This is a genomic window from Streptomyces sp. WAC 04229 (genome assembly GCF_003947455.1).
Lineage (GTDB): Bacteria > Actinomycetota > Actinomycetes > Streptomycetales > Streptomycetaceae > Streptomyces.
This window is the reverse complement of record NZ_QHJH01000034.1, coordinates 16,125-35,274: the sequence shown is the minus strand read 5'-3', so window position 1 is coordinate 35,274 and position 19,150 is coordinate 16,125. Positions and strand designations below refer to the sequence as shown.

The window sequence follows — 19,150 nt, the reverse complement described above, 5'->3', positions numbered from 1 at the left end:
CCCGAGGTGGACCGGCTCCCTACAGCGGACCAGGCAGTGGCCGCGCGCTCAGCTGACGCGTCAGCGCGAGACCTTGCCGGCCTTGATGCACGAGGTGCAAGCGTTCACGCGCTTCGGCGTCCCGCCCTCCACGGTACGCACACGCTGGATGTTGGGGTTCCAGCGACGGGGCGTACGGCGGTGGGAGTGCGAGATGTTGTTGCCGAAGCCCGGCCCCTTGCCGCAGACGTCGCAGTTGGCAGCCACGGGTCACTCCAAAGACTTCAGATGCACTTACGGTTGATCCCGGCATGCCGGGATCAAGTTCTCGGACTCGACGGTCCGGGATCTGAGTGGCGGTGCCAGGGGGATGGCCCGATCGGGATCGGGCAACCGGAGCAGCATACAACGGCTGCTCCCGTACAACGAAACTACCACGGCAGCTCAGGGGACCGCCCCGGCCCTCTTCCGCCGGGCACCCGCCCAAGGTCTACGCTGCCAGCCACGGCCGGCAGCTCAGGGAGGCACAGGTGGCGCAGGTGCCGCAGAGGTTCTTCGACGCTCTGGCGGTGCGTACCTGGTGCGGTCTGTCGCTGCGCGCGCTGGGACGGGCGCGCGAGGAGATCGACGCGATCAACGTCTATCCCGTCGCGGACGGGGACACCGGCACGAACCTCTACCTGACCGTCGAATCGGCCGTCGCCGCCGTGGAGGCCGTGTTCGCGGCGCACGAGCTGGACGACGGGGCGCCGCAGGCCGCCGAAGGCCCCTCGCTGGCGGAGGCCGTCGGCGCGATGGCGCACGGTGCGCTGATCGGCGCGCGGGGCAACTCCGGGACGATCCTCGCGCAGCTGCTGCGCGGCATGGCCCAGGTGCTGACCGCGCGGAGTGAGTCCGCGCACACCGAGGGCCCCGGCCTGCGGCTGGCCCTGCGGAACGCGGCCGAGTCCGCCCGCCAGGCCGTGGCCCATCCGGTCGAGGGCACCGTCCTGACCGTCGCCTCCGCCGCCGCCGACGCGGCCGACGACGCGGAGGGCGACTGCGCGGAGGTGGCCCGCGCGGCCTACGAGGGCGCCCGCGCCGCGCTCGCCGCCACCCCGGCCCAGCTGCGGGTCCTGGAGCGCGCCGGAGTGGTCGACGCCGGCGGACACGGGCTCGTGACGGTCCTCGGGGCCCTGGTGGAGACGTTCACCGGGCAGGCGCCCGGCCCGGGAGCGGCCACCGTCGTGCACGCGCGCGTGGAGCCGCACGGGGACGTTGCGCCGGAAGCGTCTCCGGCGCCGGGCGACGAGGACCTCGCGGGCGAGTGCGCGGTGACCGAGGCCGACCGCCACGACGAACCCGCGTTCGAGGTGATCTACCTCCTGGAGGCCGAGGACGCGGCCGTCACGCGGCTGCGGCGGCGGCTCGACGCGCTCGGGGACTCGCTCGTCGTGGTCGGCGGCGACGGACTGTGGAACGTCCACGTGCACGTCGACGACGCGGGCGCCGCCGTCGAAGCGGGCGTCGAGGCCGGGCGGCCCCACCGGATCCGCATCACCCACTTCGGACACGGCGACGCCCACACCACCGGGACCGGCCGCCCGCCCCGGGAACGGAGCCGCCGCGCCGTGGTGGCCGTCGTACCGGGGGAGGGGCTGGCCGGGCTGTACGCGGAGGCCGGCGCGACCACCCTGCTCGCCCGCCCCGGGGAACCGCCCGCCAGCGGGGAACTGGTCCAGGCCGTACGGCGGGCGCACGCGCACGAGGTCGTCCTGCTGCCCAACGACGCCGAACTGCGCCACACCGCCGCCGCGGCGGCCGAGCAGGCCCGTGCCGAAGGCGTCAGGGTCGCCCTCATCCCCACCCGCTCCGCGGTCCAGGGCATCGCCGCGCTGGCCGTGCACGAGCCCGAGCGGCGCTTCGACGAGGACGTGGTGGCGATGACCTCCGCGGCCGGCGCCACCCGCTATGCCGAGGTCACCGTCGCCGAACACCGGTCCTGGACCACGGCGGGCATCTGCCAGGCCGGTGACGTGCTCGGCCTCATCGACGGCGACGTGGCGGTCATCGGCGCGGACGTCACGGAGGTCGCGGCGACCGTCCTGGACCGGATGCTCTCGGCCGGCGGCGAGCTGGTCACCCTCGTCCTCGGCGACGAGGCGCCCGGAACCGTCACCGAACACCTGGAGGCCCGGGTCCGAGAGGCGTACCTCGCGGTCGACACCGTGGTCCACCGGGGCGGCCGGCAGGGGGCGCTGCTGCTGGTCGGCGTGGAGTAGTACGGCGCTCCCCGCGACCGTTGTCAGTGGCGTGGTGTGCAATGGATCTCGTGCCCGCACTGCGAGAACCCCTGAAGAAGGTCCTCGGCCCCGCCACCGCGAAGGTGATGGCCGAGCACCTCGGCCTGCACACCGTCGGCGACCTCCTCCACCACTACCCCCGCAGATACGAGGAGCGCGGCCAGCTCACCCACCTCGCCGACCTGCCCATGGACGAACACGTCACGGTGGTCGCGCAGGTCGCCGACGCCCGGCTGCACTCCTTCGCCTCGTCCAGGGCACCGCGCGGCAAGGGCCAGCGCCTCGAAGTGACCATCACGGACGGCAGCGGCCGCCTCCAACTGGTCTTCTTCGGCAACGGCGTCCACAAACCCCACAAGGAACTCCTGCCGGGCACCCGCGCGATGTTCGCGGGCAAGGTCTCCGTCTTCAACCGCCGCCTGCAACTGGCCCATCCGGCGTACGAGTTGCTGCGCGCCGGCGATGACGACGAAGCGAGCGAGAGCGTCGAGTCCTGGGCCGGCGCCCTCATCCCCCTCTACCCGGCCACCGCCAAACTGGAGTCCTGGAAGATCGGCAAGGCGATCCAGACGGTGCTGCCGAGCGCCCAGGAGGCCGTCGACCCCCTCCCCGGCTCCCTGCGCGAGGGCCGGGGCCTGGTCTCCCTGCCCGAGGCCCTCCTCAAGATCCACCGCCCGCACACCAAGGCCGACATCGAGGACGCCCGCGCCCGCCTGAAGTGGGACGAGGCCTTCGTCCTCCAGGTCGCCCTGGCCCGCCGCCGGCACGCCGAGACCCAACTCCCCGCCGTCCCCCGCAAACCCGCCCCGGACGGCCTGCTCACCGCCTTCGACGACCGCCTCCCCTTCACCCTCACCGACGGCCAGCAGAAGGTCTCCCGCGAGATCTTCGACGACCTCGCCACCGACCACCCGATGCATCGGCTGCTCCAGGGCGAGGTGGGGTCGGGGAAGGCTCAGCCTCTGGACTCCCTGGTCCTGACACCGTCGGGATTTCGCCGGATGGGGGACCTGCGGACCGGTGACGAGGTGGTGGTGCCGGACGGGGAGATCGCTTCGATCGACGGCGTCTTCCCCCAGGGAGAGCGCGATGTCTGGCGCCTCGTGCTGTCGGACGGAAGCTCCGTCGAGTGTGACGACGAGCACCTGTGGATCGTCGGCACGAGTTGCGGCTGGCACCGCGGTCAGGCACCCAAGGTCATGACGACCCGGGAGATTCGTCTGGACACCTACAACGCCGACGGATCCTCGAAGTGGTACCTCCCTGCCGCGACCCCGGTGGACCTCGGCGGCGACCATTCGCTGCCCCTGGACCCGTACCTCTTCGGCCTCCTCCTGGGAGACGGCTCCTTCCGGCACACCCTGCGCCTGTCCACCATCGACGACGAAATCCGGGACGCCGTTGCGCTTTCCGTGGCGCCCGGATGCCTGCTGACGCCGGTGAAGGGATCCCGCTGCGACTACACGATCCAGCTCGCCCAGCGTGCGGGAGGCGTCCGAAATCCTGTGATCCAGGCCCTGCGGGACTTGGGTCTGTGGGGCGAGACGTCGCACGGGAAGTTCGTTCCCGACGTGTTCAAGAACACGTCGGTCAAGGACCGCCTCGCTCTGCTGCAAGGGCTCCTGGACACGGACGGCACCATCCACGCGGACGGCATGAGCATGTCGCTCTGCTCCGCTTCCCGGCGACTGGCAGACGATGTCGCCTGGCTCGTGCGTTCTCTGGGCGGTCGCGCGCGAGTACTGCCGAAGAAGGACGCCTTCAACGTGTCGGTGGCGTTGCCCGAGGAGTACGTCCCGTTCAGGCTGACCCGCAAGGCGGAGCGCGTGCGTACCCGGCCGACGTACAACACCTTCCGGCGGGGGATCCGCGCAGTCGAGTACGTGGGGCGCAAGCCCGTCCAGTGCATCAGCGTGGCCCACCCGAGTCACGCGTACGTGACCGATAATTTCACGGTCACCCACAACACCATGGTGGCCCTGCGCGCCATGCTCGCCGTCGTCGACGCGGGCGGACAGGCCGTGATGCTCGCGCCGACCGAGGTGCTCGCGCAGCAGCATCACCGGTCGGTCGTCGAGATGATGGGGGAGCTGGCCGAGGGGGGAATGCTGGGCGGTGCCGAGCACGCCACCAAGGTGGTGCTGCTCACCGGGTCCATGGGCGCCGCCGCCCGTCGGCACGCCCTGCTCGACCTGGCCACCGGCGAGGCCGGCATCGTCATCGGCACACACGCGCTGATCGAGGACAAGGTGCGCTTCCACGACCTCGGCCTGGTCGTCGTCGACGAACAGCACCGTTTCGGCGTCGAGCAGCGCGACGCCCTGCGCGGCAAGGGGAAACAGCCCCCGCACCTGCTCGTCATGACCGCCACCCCGATCCCGCGCACCGTCGCCATGACCGTCTTCGGCGACCTGGAGACCTCGGTCCTCGACCAGCTCCCGGCCGGCCGGTCCCCGATCGCCAGCCACGTCGTCCCGGCCGCCGACAAGCCCCACTTCCTCTCCCGGGCCTGGGAAAGGGTCCGGGAGGAGGTGGCCAACGGCCACCAGGCGTACGTCGTCTGCCCGCGCATCGGCGACGAGGAGGACGACCCCGGCAAGAAGGGCGCCTCGCGGAAGTCGCCGGAGGACGACGCCGAGAAGCGGCCCCCGCTGGCCGTCCTCGACATCGCCGAGCAGCTGGCGAAGGGCGCCCTGCAGGGCCTCAAGGTCGAGATCCTGCACGGCCGCATGCAGCCCGACGACAAGGACGCGGTCATGCGCCGCTTCGCCGCCGGGGAGACCGACGTGCTGGTCGCCACCACCGTCATCGAGGTCGGGGTCAACGTCCCCAACGCCACCGCCATGGTGATCATGGACGCGGACCGCTTCGGCGTCTCCCAGCTGCACCAGCTCCGCGGCCGGGTCGGTCGCGGCTCCGCCGCCGGACTGTGCCTGCTGGTCACCGAGATGCCCGAGGCGAGCGCGGCCCGCCAGCGGCTGAACGCGGTCGCCGGCACCCTCGACGGCTTCGAGCTCTCCCGGATCGACCTCGAACAGCGCAGGGAGGGCGATGTCCTCGGCCAGGCCCAGTCCGGTGCCCGCACCTCCCTGCGGGTCCTCGCCGTCATCGAGGACGAGGAGATCATCGCTCAGGCGCGACAGGAGGCCGCGGCCCTGGTGGCCACCGACCCGGAGCTGACCGGCCAGCCCGGACTGAAGACGGCCCTGGAGGCACTCTTGGACGAGCAGAGGGAGCAGTACCTGGAAAAGGGCTGAGCACCACCCACCCGGGGTCGGCGCGGGGCTGTGCCGATGTGCGGCTCCCGCCGCGTGGGCGCGACCAGCCACACTGGACGTAGAGTCGCTCACAACCAAGGACCTCAGATGACCCGAGTGATCGCCGGCAAGGCCGGCGGACGCCGCCTGGCCGTCCCGCAGGGAACCGGCACCCGCCCCACCTCCGACCGCGCGCGCGAGGGGCTCTTCTCCACGTGGCAGTCCCTGCTCGGCGGCCCGCTGGACGGCGAGCGCGTCCTCGACCTGTACGCCGGTTCCGGCGCCGTCGGCCTGGAGGCGCTGTCCCGGGGCGCGGGACACGTCCTGCTCGTCGAGGCCGACGCCCGCGCCGTCCGCACCGTCCGGGAGAACGTCAAGGCGCTCGGCCTGCCCGGCGCCGAGGTCCGGGCGGGCAAGGCGGAGCAGACCATCCGCACCCCCGCCCCCGGGGAGCCGTACGACATCGTCTTCCTGGACCCGCCGTACGCCGTCTCGGACGACGATCTTCGGGAGATCCTGCTCACACTCCGTACGGAAGGCTGGCTCGCCGGGGAAGCGCTCGTCACCGTGGAGCGCAGCACCAGAGGCGGGGAATTCGGCTGGCCGGACGGCTTCGAGGCGATCCGTGCCCGCCGCTACGGCGAGGGAACGTTTTGGTACGGTCGCGCCGCCTCTACGTGCGAAGACGCACGATGACCGGACCGGAGAGCGAGGGAATTCAAGTGCGCCGTGCCGTCTGTCCCGGGTCGTTCGACCCGATCACCAACGGACACCTCGACATCATCGGCCGGGCCTCCAGCCTCTACGACGAGGTCTACGTCGCCGTGATGATCAACCAGGCGAAGAAGGGCCTGTTCGAGATCGAGGAGCGGATCGACCTCATCCGCCAGGTCACCGCCGAGTACGGCAACGTGCGCGTGGAGTCCTTCCACGGCCTCCTCGTCGACTTCTGCAAGCAGCGCGACATCCCGGCCATCGTCAAGGGCCTGCGCGCGGTCAGCGACTTCGACTACGAACTGCAGATGGCCCAGATGAACAACGGCCTCTCGGGCGTGGAGACCCTCTTCATCCCCACCAACCCCACCTACAGCTTCCTGTCGTCCTCCCTGGTCAAGGAGGTCGCGACCTGGGGCGGCGACGTGTCCCACCTGGTGCCGCCGCTGGTCCTCGACGTCCTCTCCGAGCGCCTGAAGAAGCACTGAACCGCCCGCCGTACCGCCTCCGGAGACTGACAATCCGTCACCCGGTGTCCCCGGGACACCCCAGGGTCGTACAGTCGTCCCGTCCGTCTCCAACACAGCTGTAGAGAGTGGCGAGCACACGGTGGACGTCCAGAAGAAGCTCGACGAGATCACCGCGATGGTCTCCGGGGCCCGCGCCATGCCCATGTCGGCCTCGTGCGTGGTCAACCGCGCGGAACTGCTCGCCACACTGGAGGAGCTGCGCGCCGAGCTGCCCGGCTCGCTCGCCCAGGCCCAGGAACTGCTCGGCGGCCGGGAGCAGATGGTCGCGCAGGCCCGCCAGGAGGCCGACCGGATCATCGAGACCGCGCACGCCGAGCGGGGCTCCCTGATCGCCGACACCGAGGTCGCCCGCCGCTCCCAGGCGGAGGCCGACCGGATCCTCGCCGAGGCCCGCCAGGAGGCCGAGGAGGTCCGCGCCGAGGCCGACGACTACGTCGACTCCAAGCTCGCCAACTTCGAGGTCGTCCTCACCAAGACCCTCGGCTCGGTGGGCCGCGGCCGCGAGAAGCTGCTCGGCACCGGCCCCGGCCTCGACGAGAACGGCTACGAGGACGAGGACGCCCCCGAGCGCAGCCACGACCCGGAGACCCTGCGCCGCGACGCCGACGCCTACGTCGACACCAAGCTCGGCGCCTTCGAGGCGGTGCTGGCCAAGACCCTGGAGGCGGTCGGCCGGGGCCGCCAGAAGCTGCACGGCCGGATCGCCACCGACGACCTCGGCGCCCTCGCCGACGACTCCACCACCGTCCAGCACTCCAGCGACGCCGACTACCTGGCCGGACTCGCGGCCCTGTCGGACGCCCCCGCCGAGCAGCCCCGGCAGCCCGAGTACGGCGAGCCGCAGCCGGCCGCGGCACAGATCCCGGCCCAGGCCGTGCCGGACATGCCCACGCAGGAGCCGGCCTACGGCTACGCGCAGCAGCAGCCCGATCCGTACGCCGCCTACCAGCAGGCCTACGGCTCCGGTCAGGACCCGTACGGCTACCAGCCGCAGCCCGGCGACCCGTATGCCTACCAGGGCTACGACGCCCAGCAGCAGCCCTACGACCCCCAGCACGGCTACGCCCAGCCCCAGCAACCGCAGCAGCCCCCGCAGGTCCAGCCGCAGGCGCTGGACGAGACCAGCCTCTTCGACACCAGCATGATCAGCGCCGAACAGCTGCGGGCCTACGAGCAGGGCCGCGGAGTCTAGGGCCGTCCCACGGGTCCCGCAGGTCCGGATTGGGCCATGAGCGAATGGTCCAGTATCCTGGCTCTTCGGTCGTGCGTACGTCCGCGATCGCCGCTGCCCTCGAACATGACAGGGCGGCATCCTCGAGCTACGAAGACCGAAAGCAGGAATGGTTCTGAACGCGCGCCTCGACCACCGCGACCCTCTCGTGTTCGACACACACGAGCTGGGACGGCGGCCCGGTGCGCTCCAGCGCCTGACCCGCACGGTCGACGCTCCCAAGGACTTCGGTGTCCAGGGAGTCATCGGAGTGCCGGAAGGCGCGTCGGTGGAACTCGATCTCCGACTCGAGTCGGTCATGGAAGGGGTGCTCGTCACAGGCACCGCCCGTGCCACGGCCGAGGGGGAGTGCGTAAGGTGTCTGGAGCCGCTTGAGCAGCAGCTCGTAGCGGACTTCCAGGAGTTGTTCTCGTACCCTGACGCCGACGACCGGGGCCGCCCTGCGGCGGAACCGGGCGACGACGCCGAGGACGACGAGGACAGGTTCTTCGTCGAGGACGGCCTGATCGGCCTCGAACCCGTGCTGCGCGACGCGGTGGTGCTCGCACTGCCGATGCAGCCGGTGTGCCGGGAGGACTGCCCGGGTCTGTGTTCCGAGTGCGGAGCACGCCTGGCGGACGACCCGGACCACCACCACGACGCCGTCGACATTCGTTGGGCGGCTTTGCAGGGACTCGCCGGTTCACTCGGAGACGGCGAGAAGGACGAGATGAGCGGCGACGGGCCAGATTCCGCGGACGCCGCCGAGAAGCAGGAGAAGTAGCCGTGGCTGTTCCGAAGCGGAAGATGTCGCGCAGCAACACGCGCCACCGCCGGTCGCAGTGGAAGGCTGCGGTCCCCACCCTGGTTGCGTGCGAGCGCTGCCACGAGCCCAAGCAGCAGCACATCGCGTGCCCGTCTTGCGGCACTTACAACAAGCGCCAGGTCCTCGAGGTCTGAGCGGCTGGTGAGAGGCACTGTGTCAGTCCCCAAGAAGGCGGAAGACGCCAAGGCGGACCCACCCGCCAAGAAGAAGGCGGACACCCAGGCCTCGTCCCACACGCTTCTGGAAGGGCGGCTCGGCTACCGGCTCGAGTCCGCCCTTCTGGTGCGTGCACTGACCCACCGTTCCTACGCGTACGAGAACGGCGGTCTGCCGACGAACGAGCGGCTGGAGTTCCTCGGTGACTCCGTCCTCGGCCTCGTCGTCACGGACACGCTGTACCGCACCCACCCCGACCTGCCCGAAGGCCAGCTGGCCAAGCTGCGGGCCGCGGTGGTCAACTCGCGTGCGCTGGCGGAAGTGGGCCGCGGGCTCGAACTGGGCTCCTTCATCCGGCTCGGCCGAGGTGAAGAGGGCACGGGCGGCCGGGACAAGGCGTCCATCCTCGCCGACACCCTCGAAGCGGTGATCGGCGCGGTCTATCTCGACCAGGGCCTCGACGCGGCCTCCGAACTGGTGCACCGCCTGTTCGACCCGCTGATCGAGAAGTCCTCCAACCTCGGTGCCGGCCTGGACTGGAAGACCAGCCTCCAGGAACTCACCGCGACCGAAGGACTCGGTGTCCCCGAGTACCTGGTCACGGAGACCGGCCCCGACCACGAGAAGACCTTCACTGCTGCCGCCCGCGTCGGAGGCGTCTCGTACGGCACCGGCACCGGCCGCAGCAAGAAGGAGGCGGAGCAGCAGGCCGCGGAATCCGCGTGGCGGTCCATCCGGGCCGCGGCGGACGAGCGTGCCAAGGCGACGGCGAACGCCGTCGACGTGGACCCCGACGAGGCGTCCGCCTCCGCCTGACCATCACCGCACGGCCCGAACGCCCGCCCCACCTCCGGGGCGGGCGTTCGGCTCGTCGTCCGACCACCGGCCCGGCCCGCCGGGCCGCCCGAGGGGATCCCATGCCCGAGTTGCCCGAGGTGGAGGTCGTCCGGCGCGGCCTGGAGCGCTGGGTCGCCCACCGCACCGTCGCCGACGCCGAGGTACTGCACCCGCGCGCCGTACGCCGGCACATCGCCGGCCCCGACGACTTCGCCCACCGGCTGAAGGGGCACCGCTTCGGTACCGCCGCCCGGCGCGGCAAGTACCTGTGGCTGCCGCTGGCGGACACCGGCCAGGCGGTCCTGGCCCACCTCGGCATGAGCGGCCAGCTGCTGGTCCAGCCGCACGAGGCACCGGCCGAGAAGCACCTGCGCATCCGCGTCCGCTTCGCCGACGACCTCTCCACCGAACTCCGCTTCGTCGACCAGCGCACCTTCGGCGGCCTGTCGCTGCACGACACGTCCCCCGACGGCCTGCCCGACGTCATCGCGCACATCGCCCGCGACCCGCTGGACCCCCTCTTCGACGACGAGGCCTTCCACCTCGCCCTGCGCCGCAAGCGCACCACGATCAAACGGGCCCTGCTCGACCAGTCCTTGATCAGCGGCGTCGGCAACATCTACGCCGACGAGGCGCTGTGGCGCTCCCGGCTGCACTACGAACGCCCCACGGCCACCTTCACCCGCCCCCGCACCGCGGAACTCCTCGGTCATGTCCGGGACGTGATGAACGCGGCCCTCGCGGTGGGCGGCACCAGCTTCGACAGCCTGTACGTCAACGTCAACGGCGAGTCCGGCTACTTCGACCGCTCGCTCGACGCGTACGGCCGCGAGGGCCTGCCCTGCCGCCGATGCGCCACACCCATGCGCCGCCGGCCCTGGATGAACCGCTCCAGCTACTTCTGCCCGAAGTGCCAGCGACCGCCCAGGGTCACGCCGTAGGCATCCGCTGCGTGTCGTAGCGCTCGCGCGACGCCAGGACCTCGTCCATCCGCCCCTCCAGGCACTGGATGAGCGCGATCAGCCGCTGCGCCACCTCGCGGCCCGAGGCCGTGAGTTCGTAGTCCACGCGGGGCGGGTTGGTGTGCTGCGCCTCGCGGTGCACCAGACCGTCGCGCTCCAGCGCGTGCAGGGTCTGGGCCAGCATCTTCTCGCTGACGCCGTCGACACGGCGGCGCAGCTCGTTGAACCGGAGAGAACCCTCGGACAGCGCGCCGAGCGTCAGCGCACCCCAGCGCCCGGTGACGTGCTCCAGCGTGCCGCGCGAGGGACAGCCCCGGGCGAACACGTCGTACGCCGGCTCCTGCTCAGCCGCGCGCTCCTGCGTGGTCGACATGCACCAAGCGTACGTGAGCACAGCGCTGTCCCGCAGAGTGCGCTGCGTGGGGCACAGCGGGGCTGGTGGCGGTCAGTAGCCGAAGTTCTGCGTCCACCACGGTCCGCCGGAGCCGAAGTGGACTCCGACGCCGAGGGTCTGGAAGTCGCAGTTCAGTATGTTGGCGCGGTGGCCGGGGCTGTCCATCCAGGCGTCCATCACGGCCTGGGCGTCGCTCTGGCCGCGGGCTATGTTCTCGCCGCCGAGGTTGCTGATGCCGGCCGCCGCCGCCCGGTCCCACGGGGTCGCGCCGCCGGGGTCGGTGTGGTCGAAGAAGCCCTCCGTGGCCATGGCCTTGCTGAAACCCTCGGCCAGTTCGCGCAGGGCGCTGTTCGCGGCCACCGGGCTGCAGCCCACCTTGGCCCGCTCGTCGTTGACCAGCTTGAGCACCTGGGCCTCGGCGACGGACTCCTCCGACACGGCGGCCGGCGCGCTGGGCGGCGCGGGCTCCTCGGCGGCCGGGCGCGAGGGCGCGGGCTCGGGCTCGGCGCTCGGCGTCGTCCTCGGCTTCTTCGTCTTCGACGGGGTCTCGGCCGGGGCCGCCGGCTTCGAGGCCGAGGGGGAGGTCGAGGACGGTGCGGGGGACGGGGTGTCCTTGGACGACGCGGACCCGGAGGGCGACGACGGCGACGAGGACCGGTCGGTGCCGCGGCTCGTGGAGCCGTCGCCGCCGCGGCCGGTGTCGGCGCTGCCGGAGGTGCCGCCCTGCTCGCTCGGGCTGTTCGTCGGGGTGTCCTGGGCCTGCACCCGGTCGCCCCCGCCGCTGCCGCCGCCGATCCGGTAGTTGTCGAGGCCGGGCACCGCGCCCGTGGCCACCGCCACGGTGCCTATGGCGACTGCGGCGGAGACACCGAGCAGCCCGGTGCGGACCGGGGTGGCGGCCTTCTTCCGGCGCCTGCGGTGGCCTCCCGCGGGCTGCGGGCCGCCCTCGGTGGCGTATCCGTCACTGGGGAAGGCGACCGTGCGGCCGGCCTGCGGGCCCTCGCCTTCGGGGTCGTCCGCGTACAGGTAGGCGTCGCTCCTGGCGCGGGCCTCGGCGTACGCCTCGGGGTTCAGGTAGGGCGCGATCCCCATGGTCGGGCGGTCGCCCGCGTCCGGCGTCCGCGCGTCGCGTCCCGCCGCACCGTCCGGCTGGTGGTCCCCCGTGGCGCGGCCCGTGGCGGCGCGGCCGGCGGCGGAGCGTCGGTGGCGTCCCATGTCCTGGCCTTCCTCGTCCTCGCCGTCTTGGGCGACGCGTCCTCACGATCAACACCGAACTCACACCTTCGAGTGAGTTTCAGGTGAGATTCATTGGACCGGGACGGTACCGCATGGCGCGAGGGGGTGAAGTGTCCGGCGGGACATTGACTGGTTAGGTTGCAGTCATGAGCGAGGATGTACGACTGGTCGCGTGGGTGCGCGGACAGGTCCAGGGCGTCGGTTTCCGCTGGTTCACGCGGGCCAGGGCGCTGGAACTCGGCGGCATGAGTGGTTTTGCTCTCAATCTGGCCGACGGCCGCGTCCAGGTCGTCGCCGAGGGCCCGCGGGAGCGCTGCGAAGGGCTCCTCGACTGGCTGCACGGCGACGACACGCCCGGACGCGTGGACGGCGTCACCGAGATCTGGGACACACCTCGCGGCGGCTACGACGGCTTCGCCATCCGCTGACACCGCGCCGTCCGAGATCTCCCCGATGCCCGCTCCGGCCCTCCCCGCAGGGGTGGCCGGAGCGAAAACGGGCAGGTGGTTGCCAAGGGACGGCCCGTCGTGGGAGGCTCCGCAACCAGAAAGATCGCCACGCCCCGAGGGGTCCGCAGGAGTCGCAGCGTCGCCGCTTCCCGGCCGCATGCCCCCGGACGCCCGTCGATACGGGGCGTGATCGTGTTGACCGTCAAACTTTTTGGTGAGACGCTGAAAGCCCCGCGCACCTTAGCTGTTTGGCATGGTTGAACGGCAGTAAAAACTCCAAAGTGCCAAGCACCGCGGGTGCGAATCCCTCACGACCCACACCGCTTCGGTCGGTCACTCATTGTGGAGGACCATCCATCATGGCAAAGGCGCTTCTCGGTTACGTCGGCGGCTCCGACCCTCGACTCCTCGCTGAGATGCGACGGCTCCAGCAGCGCGTCCAGGACCTGGAATCCGAGCTCGGACGAATCCAGGCGGAGAACGACATGCTGGCGGCTGCTGCTTCTCACGACAGGATCATGGAGAGCGTTGACGCACACCAGGCGGAGCCTGCGCTCACCTGATCACTGCATCGCTCCACGCACGGCACGCAGTGGTCGGGCCCGCCCGTACAACCGCTAGGTGTCAGAGTCTGCAAGGGACGCTTCGGCGTCCCTTCTTTCTTTCCCGCCCCCGTCTCAGCGCCCGCGTCCGACCGGACTTCCCTGCCCCGCGCATCCTTTCACCCTCTTCAACGTCTGATGTGCCCTGCACGTTCACCGGCGAAACCGCGGCGGTTCACCGGTTCATGGAGTGAGACACCCCCGAAAGGTAGAGTCCGGCGGCGTGCACCTGAAGGCCCTGACCCTGCGCGGGTTCAAATCGTTCGCCTCGGCGACCACGCTCCGGTTCGAGCCCGGCATCACCTGCGTCGTCGGACCGAACGGCTCGGGCAAGTCCAACGTCGTGGACGCGCTCAGCTGGGTCATGGGCGAACAGGGCGCCAAGTCGCTGCGCGGCGGCAAGATGGAGGACGTCATCTTCGCCGGCACCACCGGCCGCCCGCCGCTCGGCCGGGCCGAGGTGTCGCTGACCATCGACAACTCCGACGGGGCGCTGCCCATCGAGTACGCCGAGGTCACCATCACGCGGATCATGTTCCGCAACGGCGGCAGCGAGTACCAGATCAACGGCGACACCTGCCGCCTCCTGGACATCCAGGAACTCCTGTCCGACTCCGGCATCGGCCGGGAGATGCACGTCATCGTCGGTCAGGGCCAGCTCGACTCCGTCCTGCACGCCGACCCGATGGGCCGCCGCGCCTTCATCGAGGAGGCGGCGGGCGTCCTCAAGCACCGCAAGCGCAAGGAGAAGGCGCTCAGGAAGCTGGACGCGATGCAGGCCAACCTCGCGCGCGTGCAGGACCTCACCGACGAGCTGCGGCGCCAGCTCAAGCCGCTGGGCCGGCAGGCCGCGGTGGCGCGGCGGGCCGCCGTCATCCAGGCCGACCTGCGGGACGCGCGCCTCAGGCTCCTCGCCGACGACCTGGTACGGCTGCGCGAGGCGCTCCGGGCCGAGATCGCCGACGAGGCCGCGCTCAAGGAGCGCAAGGAGGCCGCCGAACGGGAACTGGGCAAGGCGCTGCGCCGCGAGGCCGACCTGGAGGACGAGGTCCGCCGGCTGACCCCGCGCCTCCAGCGTGCCCAGCAGACCTGGTACGAGCTGTCCCAGCTGGCCGAGCGGGTGCGCGGCACCGTCTCGCTGGCCGAGGCGCGGGTGAAGAGCGCCACCTCCGCGCCTCCCGAGGAGCGCCGCGGCCGCGACCCGGAGGAGCTGGAGCGCGAGGCCGCCCGCGTCCGCGAGCAGGAGGCGGAACTCGAAGCGGCCCTGGAGGCGGCCGAGCACGCCCTGGAGGACACCGTCGCCCACCGCGCGGACCTCGAACGCGAGCTGGCCCAGGAGGAGCGCCGCCTCAAGGACGCCGCACGGGCGATCGCCGACCGCCGTGAGGGGCTGGCCCGGCTCAGCGGCCAGGTCGGCGCCGCACGTTCGCGCGCCGCCTCGGCGCAGGCCGAGATCGAGCGGCTGGCCGAGGCCAGGGACGAGTCCCGGGAACGCGCCGCCGCCGCCCAGGAGGAGTACGAGACGCTCCAGGCCGAGGTCGACGGCCTCGACGCCGACGACCGGGAACTCGCCGAGCGCCACGATGCCGCCAAGCGCGGGCTGGCCGAGGCGGAGGCCGCGCTCGGTGCCGCCCGTGAGGCGGCCACGGTGGCGGAACGCGAGCGCGCGGCCACGCGGGCCCGCCACGAGGCTCTGGCCCTCGGACTGCGCCGCAAGGACGGCACCGGTGCGGTGCTCGCCGCCAAGGACCGGCTCACCGGGCTGCTGGGCCCGGCCGCCGGACTGCTCACTGTGACGCCCGGTCACGAGGTGGCCCTGGCCGCCGCCTTCGGCGCCGCCGCCGACGCCCTCGCGGTCACCTCCCCGGCGGCCGCCGCCGACGCCATCCGCCTGCTGCGCAAGCAGGACGCCGGCCGGGCCGCCCTGCTGCTCGCCGGCGGCCCCGACGACGTACCGGACGAAGCGCGCGCCGACGGGGCGCCGTACGCCGCCGACCTCGTCCGAGGGCCGTCGGACCTGATGCCCGCGGTGCGGCGGCTGCTGCGCGGGATCGTCGTCGTCGCCACCCTGGAGGACGCCGAGGACCTCGTCTACGCCCGCCCCGGGCTGACCGCCGTGACCGCCGACGGCGACCTGCTCGGCGCGCACTTCGCGCAGGGCGGGTCCGCCGGGGCGCCCAGCCTCCTGGAGGTGCAGGCGTCCGTCGACCGCGCCGCCGCCGAGCTGGAGGAGCTGGCCGTGCGCTGCGAGGAGCTGGCCGGGGCCCAGGAGGCGGCCGCCGCCCGGCGCCGGGAGTGCGCCGCGCTGGTCGAGGAGCTGGGGGAGCGGCGCCGCGCCGCCGACCGGGAGAAGTCGTCCGTCGCGCAGCAGCTGGGCCGGCTCGCGGGCCAGGCGCGGGGCGCCGCCGGTGAGGCGGAACGGTCCGCCGCGGCGGCGGCGCGGGCGCAGGAGGCCCTGGACAAGGCGCTGCTGGACGTGGAGGAACTGGCGGAACGGCTGGCCGTGGCCGAGGAGATGCCGGTCGAGGAGGAGCCCGACACCTCCGCGCGCGACCGGCTCGCCGCCGACGGCGCCAACGCCCGCCAGACCGAGATGGAGGCCCGCCTCCAGGTCCGTACCCACGAGGAGCGGGTCAAGGGCCTCGCCGGACGGGCCGACTCCCTGGACCGGGCCGCCCGCTCCGAACGCGAGGCACGCGCGCGTGCCGAACAGCGCCGGGCCAGGCTGCGGCACGAGGCGGCCGTCGCCGAGGCGGTCGCCGCCGGCGCCCGGCAACTGCTGGCCCACGTCGAGGTCTCGCTGACCCGCGCCGACGAGGAGCGCACCGTCGCCGAGGCGGCCAAGGCCCGGCGCGAGCAGGAACTGACCGCCGAGCGCACCGCGGGGCGCGACCTCAAGGCGGAGCTGGACAAGTTGACGGATTCGGTTCACCGCGGGGAGGTACTCGGCGCCGAGAAGCGGCTGCGCATCGAGCAGCTGGAGACCAAGGCGCTGGAGGAACTCGGTGTGGAACCGGCGGGGCTGGCGGCCGAGTACGGCCCCCATCAGCAGGTGCCGCCCTCGCCCCCCGCCGAGGGCGAGGAGCTGCCGGAGGACCCCGAGCATCCGCGCAACCGCCCGCGCCCCTTCGTCCGTGCCGAGCAGGAGAAGCGGCTGAAGGCCGCCGAGCGCGCCTACCAGCAGCTGGGCAAGGTCAATCCGCTGGCTCTGGAGGAGTTCGCGGCGCTGGAGGAGCGGCACCAGTTCCTCAGCGAGCAGCTGGAGGACCTGAAGAAGACCCGCGCCGACCTGCTCCAGGTCGTCAAGGAGGTCGACGAACGCGTCGAGCAGGTCTTCACCGAGGCGTTCCGGGACACGGCCCGGGAGTTCGAGGGCGTCTTCAGCAGGCTCTTCCCGGGCGGTGACGGGCGGTTGATCCTGACCGATCCCGACAACATGCTGACCACGGGCGTGGACGTCGAGGCACGGCCGCCGGGGAAGAAGGTCAAGCGGCTCTCGCTGCTCTCCGGCGGGGAGCGTTCGCTGACCGCGGTGGCGATGCTGGTGTCGATCTTCAAGGCGCGGCCCAGCCCGTTCTACGTCATGGACGAGGTCGAGGCGGCGCTCGACGACACCAACCTCCAGCGGCTGATCCGGATCATGCAGGAGCTGCAGGAGGCCTCGCAGCTGATCGTCATCACGCACCAGAAGCGGACGATGGAGGTCGCCGACGCGCTGTACGGCGTGTCCATGCAAGGCGACGGTGTGTCGAAGGTCATCAGTCAGCGGCTGCGCCAGTCCTGACCTCAATTGCTTCAACTCTTGAACACATAGCGCTCTGAGGCATCTGCAAACTCACAGCACTCGTCCTATTGACTTCGATACTTGAAGGCATAGTCTCTGCAACGTTGCTTTTACCTTCAGGTTCCTTTCAGGGGCCCGAAGGCGATCCACCCCGGCGGCGTTGCCGGTAGCCCGAGGAGTACACGTGTCCCGCACACCGCAGGCAGCCAGTTCAGGAGCCAGGACGGCTCATCCCGAGCATCTCGGGCACGTCGTCTTCATCGCGGCGGCGGCCGCGATGGGCGGTTTCCTCTTCGGCTACGACAGTTCCGTGATCAACGGTGCCGTCGAGGCCATCCGCGACCGTTACGACGTCGGCTCCGCGGTACTGGCCCAGGTCATCGCCGTCGCGCTGATCGGCTGTGCCATCGGCGCCGCCACCGCCGGCCGGATCGCGGACCGGATCGGCCGTATCCGCTGCATGCAGATCGCGGCGGTCCTCTTCACCGTCAGCGCCGTCGGCTCCGCGCTGCCCTTCGCGCTGTGGGACCTCGCCATGTGGCGGGTCATCGGCGGCTTCGCCATCGGCATGGCCTCCGTGATCGGCCCGGCCTACATCGCCGAGGTCTCCCCGCCCGCCTACCGCGGCCGGCTCGCCTCCTTCCAGCAGGCCGCGATCGTCTTCGGCATCGCGGTCTCGCAGCTGGTCAACTGGGGTCTGCTGAACGCCGCAGGCGGCGACCAGCGCGGTGAGCTGATGGGCCTGGAGGCCTGGCAGGTCATGCTCGGCATCATGGTCGTCCCGGCGATCGTCTACGGCCTGCTCTCCTTCGCCATCCCGGAGTCCCCGCGGTTCCTGGTCTCCGTCGGCAAGCACGAGCGCGCCAAGGAGATCCTCGAAGAGGTCGAGGGCAAGGACGTGGACTTCGACGCCCGCGTCGCCGAGATCGAGCAGGCCATGCACCGCGAGGAGAAGTCCTCCTTCAAGGACCTGCTCGGCGGCAGCTTCTTCTTCAAGCCGATCGTCTGGATCGGTATCGGCCTCTCGGTCTTCCAGCAGTTCGTCGGCATCAACGTCGCGTTCTACTACTCGTCGACGCTGTGGCAGTCGGTCGGTGTCGACCCCACGGACTCCTTCTTCTACTCGTTCACGACGTCGATCATCAACATCGTCGGCACCGTGATCGCCATGATCTTCGTGGACCGCATCGGCCGCAGGCCGCTCGCCCTCATCGGCTCGGTCGGCATGGTGATCGGTCTGGCGCTCGAGGCCTGGGCCTTCTCCTTCGACCTGGTCGACGGCAAGCTCCCGGCCACCCAGGGCTGGGTCGCCCTGATCGCCGCCCACGTGTTCGTGCTCTTCTTCGCCCTGTCCTGGGGTGTGGTCGTCTGGGTCTTCCTCGGCGAGATGTTCCCGAACCGCATCCGTGCCGCCGCGCTGGGCGTGGCCGCATCCGCGCAGTGGATCGCCAACTGGGCCATCACGGCGAGCTTCCCTTCGCTGGCCGAGTGGAACCTGTCCGGCACGTACGTGATCTACACGATCTTCGCCGCGCTCTCCATCCCGTTCGTCCTGAAGTTCGTGAAGGAGACGAAGGGCAAGGCCCTGGAGGAGATGGGCTGACCGCCCCGCCCCGAACCCGGGGAGAAGGGCCAAGTCCCCGCTGCCCCTCTCCCCGTACCGTCCGCCGCCCCCGGCCCGCGCATCAGCCCGGACCGGGGGCGGCGGTCTGTCGTGTCCCGTCGGCCGTCGGGAACGAGCGGGCTCCCGGGGCGGTACGGGGCCCGTCGGTGTCGGAGGCGTTCCACCCCGTACGGCCGGGGCGGAGGGGGCCGGCCAAGGGCTCCGCGGGTGGGTGGCTGTCGGAGGCGACGGGGGAGACGCCGTCGTCCGCCCCTACGCCATGCGAGCCCGGGCGTGGCTGAGAGCCGGCTCCCCCGTGCATGGCGTCG

Annotated in this window: 16 protein-coding genes; 13 read left to right on the top strand and 3 right to left on the bottom strand. The window is 71.6% G+C overall.

The window, feature by feature from the left end:
* Window positions 1-60: 60 nt before the first annotated feature.
* Entirely contained in the window at window positions 61-246 is a 186-nt protein-coding gene (gene rpmB / locus DMH12_RS12775) for a 50S ribosomal protein L28 (RefSeq protein WP_079163674.1), read from the bottom strand.
* Between the two features lie 263 nt (window positions 247-509).
* Between rpmB and DMH12_RS12770 the strand changes: the two genes are divergently transcribed.
* The 9 genes from DMH12_RS12770 (at window position 510) to mutM (ending at window position 10,732) form a co-directional block, all read left to right on the top strand.
* Entirely contained in the window at window positions 510-2,240 is a 1,731-nt protein-coding gene (locus tag DMH12_RS12770; RefSeq protein WP_125491695.1) for a DAK2 domain-containing protein, read from the top strand.
* A 41-nt stretch (window positions 2,241-2,281) separates the two neighbouring features.
* Window positions 2,282-5,518: a helicase-related protein gene (locus DMH12_RS12765; protein ID WP_125491694.1), complete on the top strand. Its 3,237-nt coding sequence runs from the start codon at window positions 2,282-2,284 to the stop codon at window positions 5,516-5,518.
* A gap of 108 nt (window positions 5,519-5,626) precedes the next feature.
* Window positions 5,627-6,214, top strand: a complete 588-nt coding sequence (gene rsmD, locus DMH12_RS12760) for a 16S rRNA (guanine(966)-N(2))-methyltransferase RsmD (RefSeq protein WP_125491693.1) — start codon at window positions 5,627-5,629, stop codon at window positions 6,212-6,214.
* Window positions 6,215-6,240: 26 nt separating this feature from the next.
* Window positions 6,241-6,720, top strand: a complete 480-nt coding sequence (gene coaD / locus DMH12_RS12755) for a pantetheine-phosphate adenylyltransferase (RefSeq protein WP_125491692.1) — start codon at window positions 6,241-6,243, stop codon at window positions 6,718-6,720.
* A 121-nt stretch (window positions 6,721-6,841) separates the two neighbouring features.
* A complete protein-coding gene (locus DMH12_RS12750; RefSeq protein ID WP_125491691.1) occupies window positions 6,842-7,954 on the top strand; it encodes a cell division initiation protein in 1,113 nt (370 codons plus the stop codon).
* Window positions 7,955-8,102: 148 nt separating this feature from the next.
* The gene (locus DMH12_RS12745; protein ID WP_125491690.1) at window positions 8,103-8,756 is read left to right on the top strand and encodes a DUF177 domain-containing protein; all 654 of its coding nucleotides are present in this window, start codon (window positions 8,103-8,105) and stop codon (window positions 8,754-8,756) included.
* 2 nt (window positions 8,757-8,758) lie between these two features.
* Entirely contained in the window at window positions 8,759-8,932 is a 174-nt protein-coding gene (rpmF, locus tag DMH12_RS12740) for a 50S ribosomal protein L32 (protein ID WP_003951102.1), read from the top strand.
* A gap of 7 nt (window positions 8,933-8,939) precedes the next feature.
* Complete coding sequence (gene rnc / locus DMH12_RS12735; protein ID WP_185832288.1) at window positions 8,940-9,770, top strand: ribonuclease III; 831 nt, start codon at window positions 8,940-8,942, stop codon at window positions 9,768-9,770.
* A 101-nt stretch (window positions 9,771-9,871) separates the two neighbouring features.
* Window positions 9,872-10,732, top strand: coding sequence for a bifunctional DNA-formamidopyrimidine glycosylase/DNA-(apurinic or apyrimidinic site) lyase (mutM, locus tag DMH12_RS12730; RefSeq protein WP_122617669.1), 861 nt, complete (start codon window positions 9,872-9,874; stop codon window positions 10,730-10,732).
* Here the strand turns inward: mutM and DMH12_RS12725 are convergent.
* Together DMH12_RS12725 and DMH12_RS12720 are read right to left on the bottom strand one after the other, a co-directional pair.
* Window positions 10,722-11,126 carry a helix-turn-helix domain-containing protein gene (locus DMH12_RS12725; protein WP_185832287.1) on the bottom strand — a complete coding sequence of 135 codons (405 nt, stop codon included), beginning with the start codon at window positions 11,124-11,126 and terminating at the stop codon, window positions 10,722-10,724. The genes mutM and DMH12_RS12725 overlap by 11 nt on opposite strands.
* 72 nt (window positions 11,127-11,198) lie before the next feature.
* Window positions 11,199-12,362, bottom strand: a complete 1,164-nt coding sequence (locus tag DMH12_RS12720; RefSeq protein ID WP_125491687.1) for a CAP domain-containing protein — start codon at window positions 12,360-12,362, stop codon at window positions 11,199-11,201.
* A gap of 167 nt (window positions 12,363-12,529) precedes the next feature.
* On the opposite strand from DMH12_RS12720, the gene DMH12_RS12715 reads away from it, so the two are divergent.
* The 4 genes from DMH12_RS12715 to DMH12_RS12695 all read left to right on the top strand — a co-directional run bounded on the left by DMH12_RS12715 (window position 12,530) and on the right by DMH12_RS12695 (window position 18,821).
* Window positions 12,530-12,811 (top strand): acylphosphatase, encoded by a 282-nt coding sequence (locus DMH12_RS12715; RefSeq protein WP_125491686.1) that lies wholly within the window; start codon window positions 12,530-12,532, stop codon window positions 12,809-12,811.
* 380 nt (window positions 12,812-13,191) lie between these two features.
* Window positions 13,192-13,395 carry a hypothetical protein gene (locus DMH12_RS12705; protein WP_125491684.1) on the top strand — a complete coding sequence of 68 codons (204 nt, stop codon included), beginning with the start codon at window positions 13,192-13,194 and terminating at the stop codon, window positions 13,393-13,395.
* 262 nt (window positions 13,396-13,657) lie between these two features.
* Window positions 13,658-17,218, top strand: coding sequence for a chromosome segregation protein SMC (gene smc / locus DMH12_RS12700; protein ID WP_125491683.1), 3,561 nt, complete (start codon window positions 13,658-13,660; stop codon window positions 17,216-17,218).
* A gap of 184 nt (window positions 17,219-17,402) precedes the next feature.
* On the top strand, window positions 17,403-18,821 hold the full coding sequence (locus DMH12_RS12695) for a sugar porter family MFS transporter (RefSeq protein ID WP_125491682.1): 1,419 nt from the start codon (window positions 17,403-17,405) through the stop codon (window positions 18,819-18,821).
* Window positions 18,822-19,150: the final 329 nt, after the last annotated feature.

Excerpts from the sequence above, each read along its gene's own strand:
- DMH12_RS12765 (WP_125491694.1), top strand. The coding sequence starts at position 2,282 with ATGGATCTCGTGCCCGCACTGCGAGAACCCCTGAAGAAGGTCCTCGGC.
- rsmD (WP_125491693.1), top strand. The coding sequence starts at position 5,627 with ATGACCCGAGTGATCGCCGGCAAGGCCGGCGGACGCCGCCTGGCCGTC.
- DMH12_RS12745 (WP_125491690.1), top strand. The coding sequence starts at position 8,103 with ATGGTTCTGAACGCGCGCCTCGACCACCGCGACCCTCTCGTGTTCGAC.
- mutM (WP_122617669.1), top strand. The coding sequence starts at position 9,872 with ATGCCCGAGTTGCCCGAGGTGGAGGTCGTCCGGCGCGGCCTGGAGCGC.
- DMH12_RS12725 (WP_185832287.1), bottom strand. The coding sequence starts at position 11,126 with ATGTCGACCACGCAGGAGCGCGCGGCTGAGCAGGAGCCGGCGTACGAC.
- DMH12_RS12720 (WP_125491687.1), bottom strand. The coding sequence starts at position 12,362 with ATGGGACGCCACCGACGCTCCGCCGCCGGCCGCGCCGCCACGGGCCGC.
- DMH12_RS12715 (WP_125491686.1), top strand. The coding sequence starts at position 12,530 with ATGAGCGAGGATGTACGACTGGTCGCGTGGGTGCGCGGACAGGTCCAG.
- DMH12_RS12705 (WP_125491684.1), top strand. The coding sequence starts at position 13,192 with ATGGCAAAGGCGCTTCTCGGTTACGTCGGCGGCTCCGACCCTCGACTC.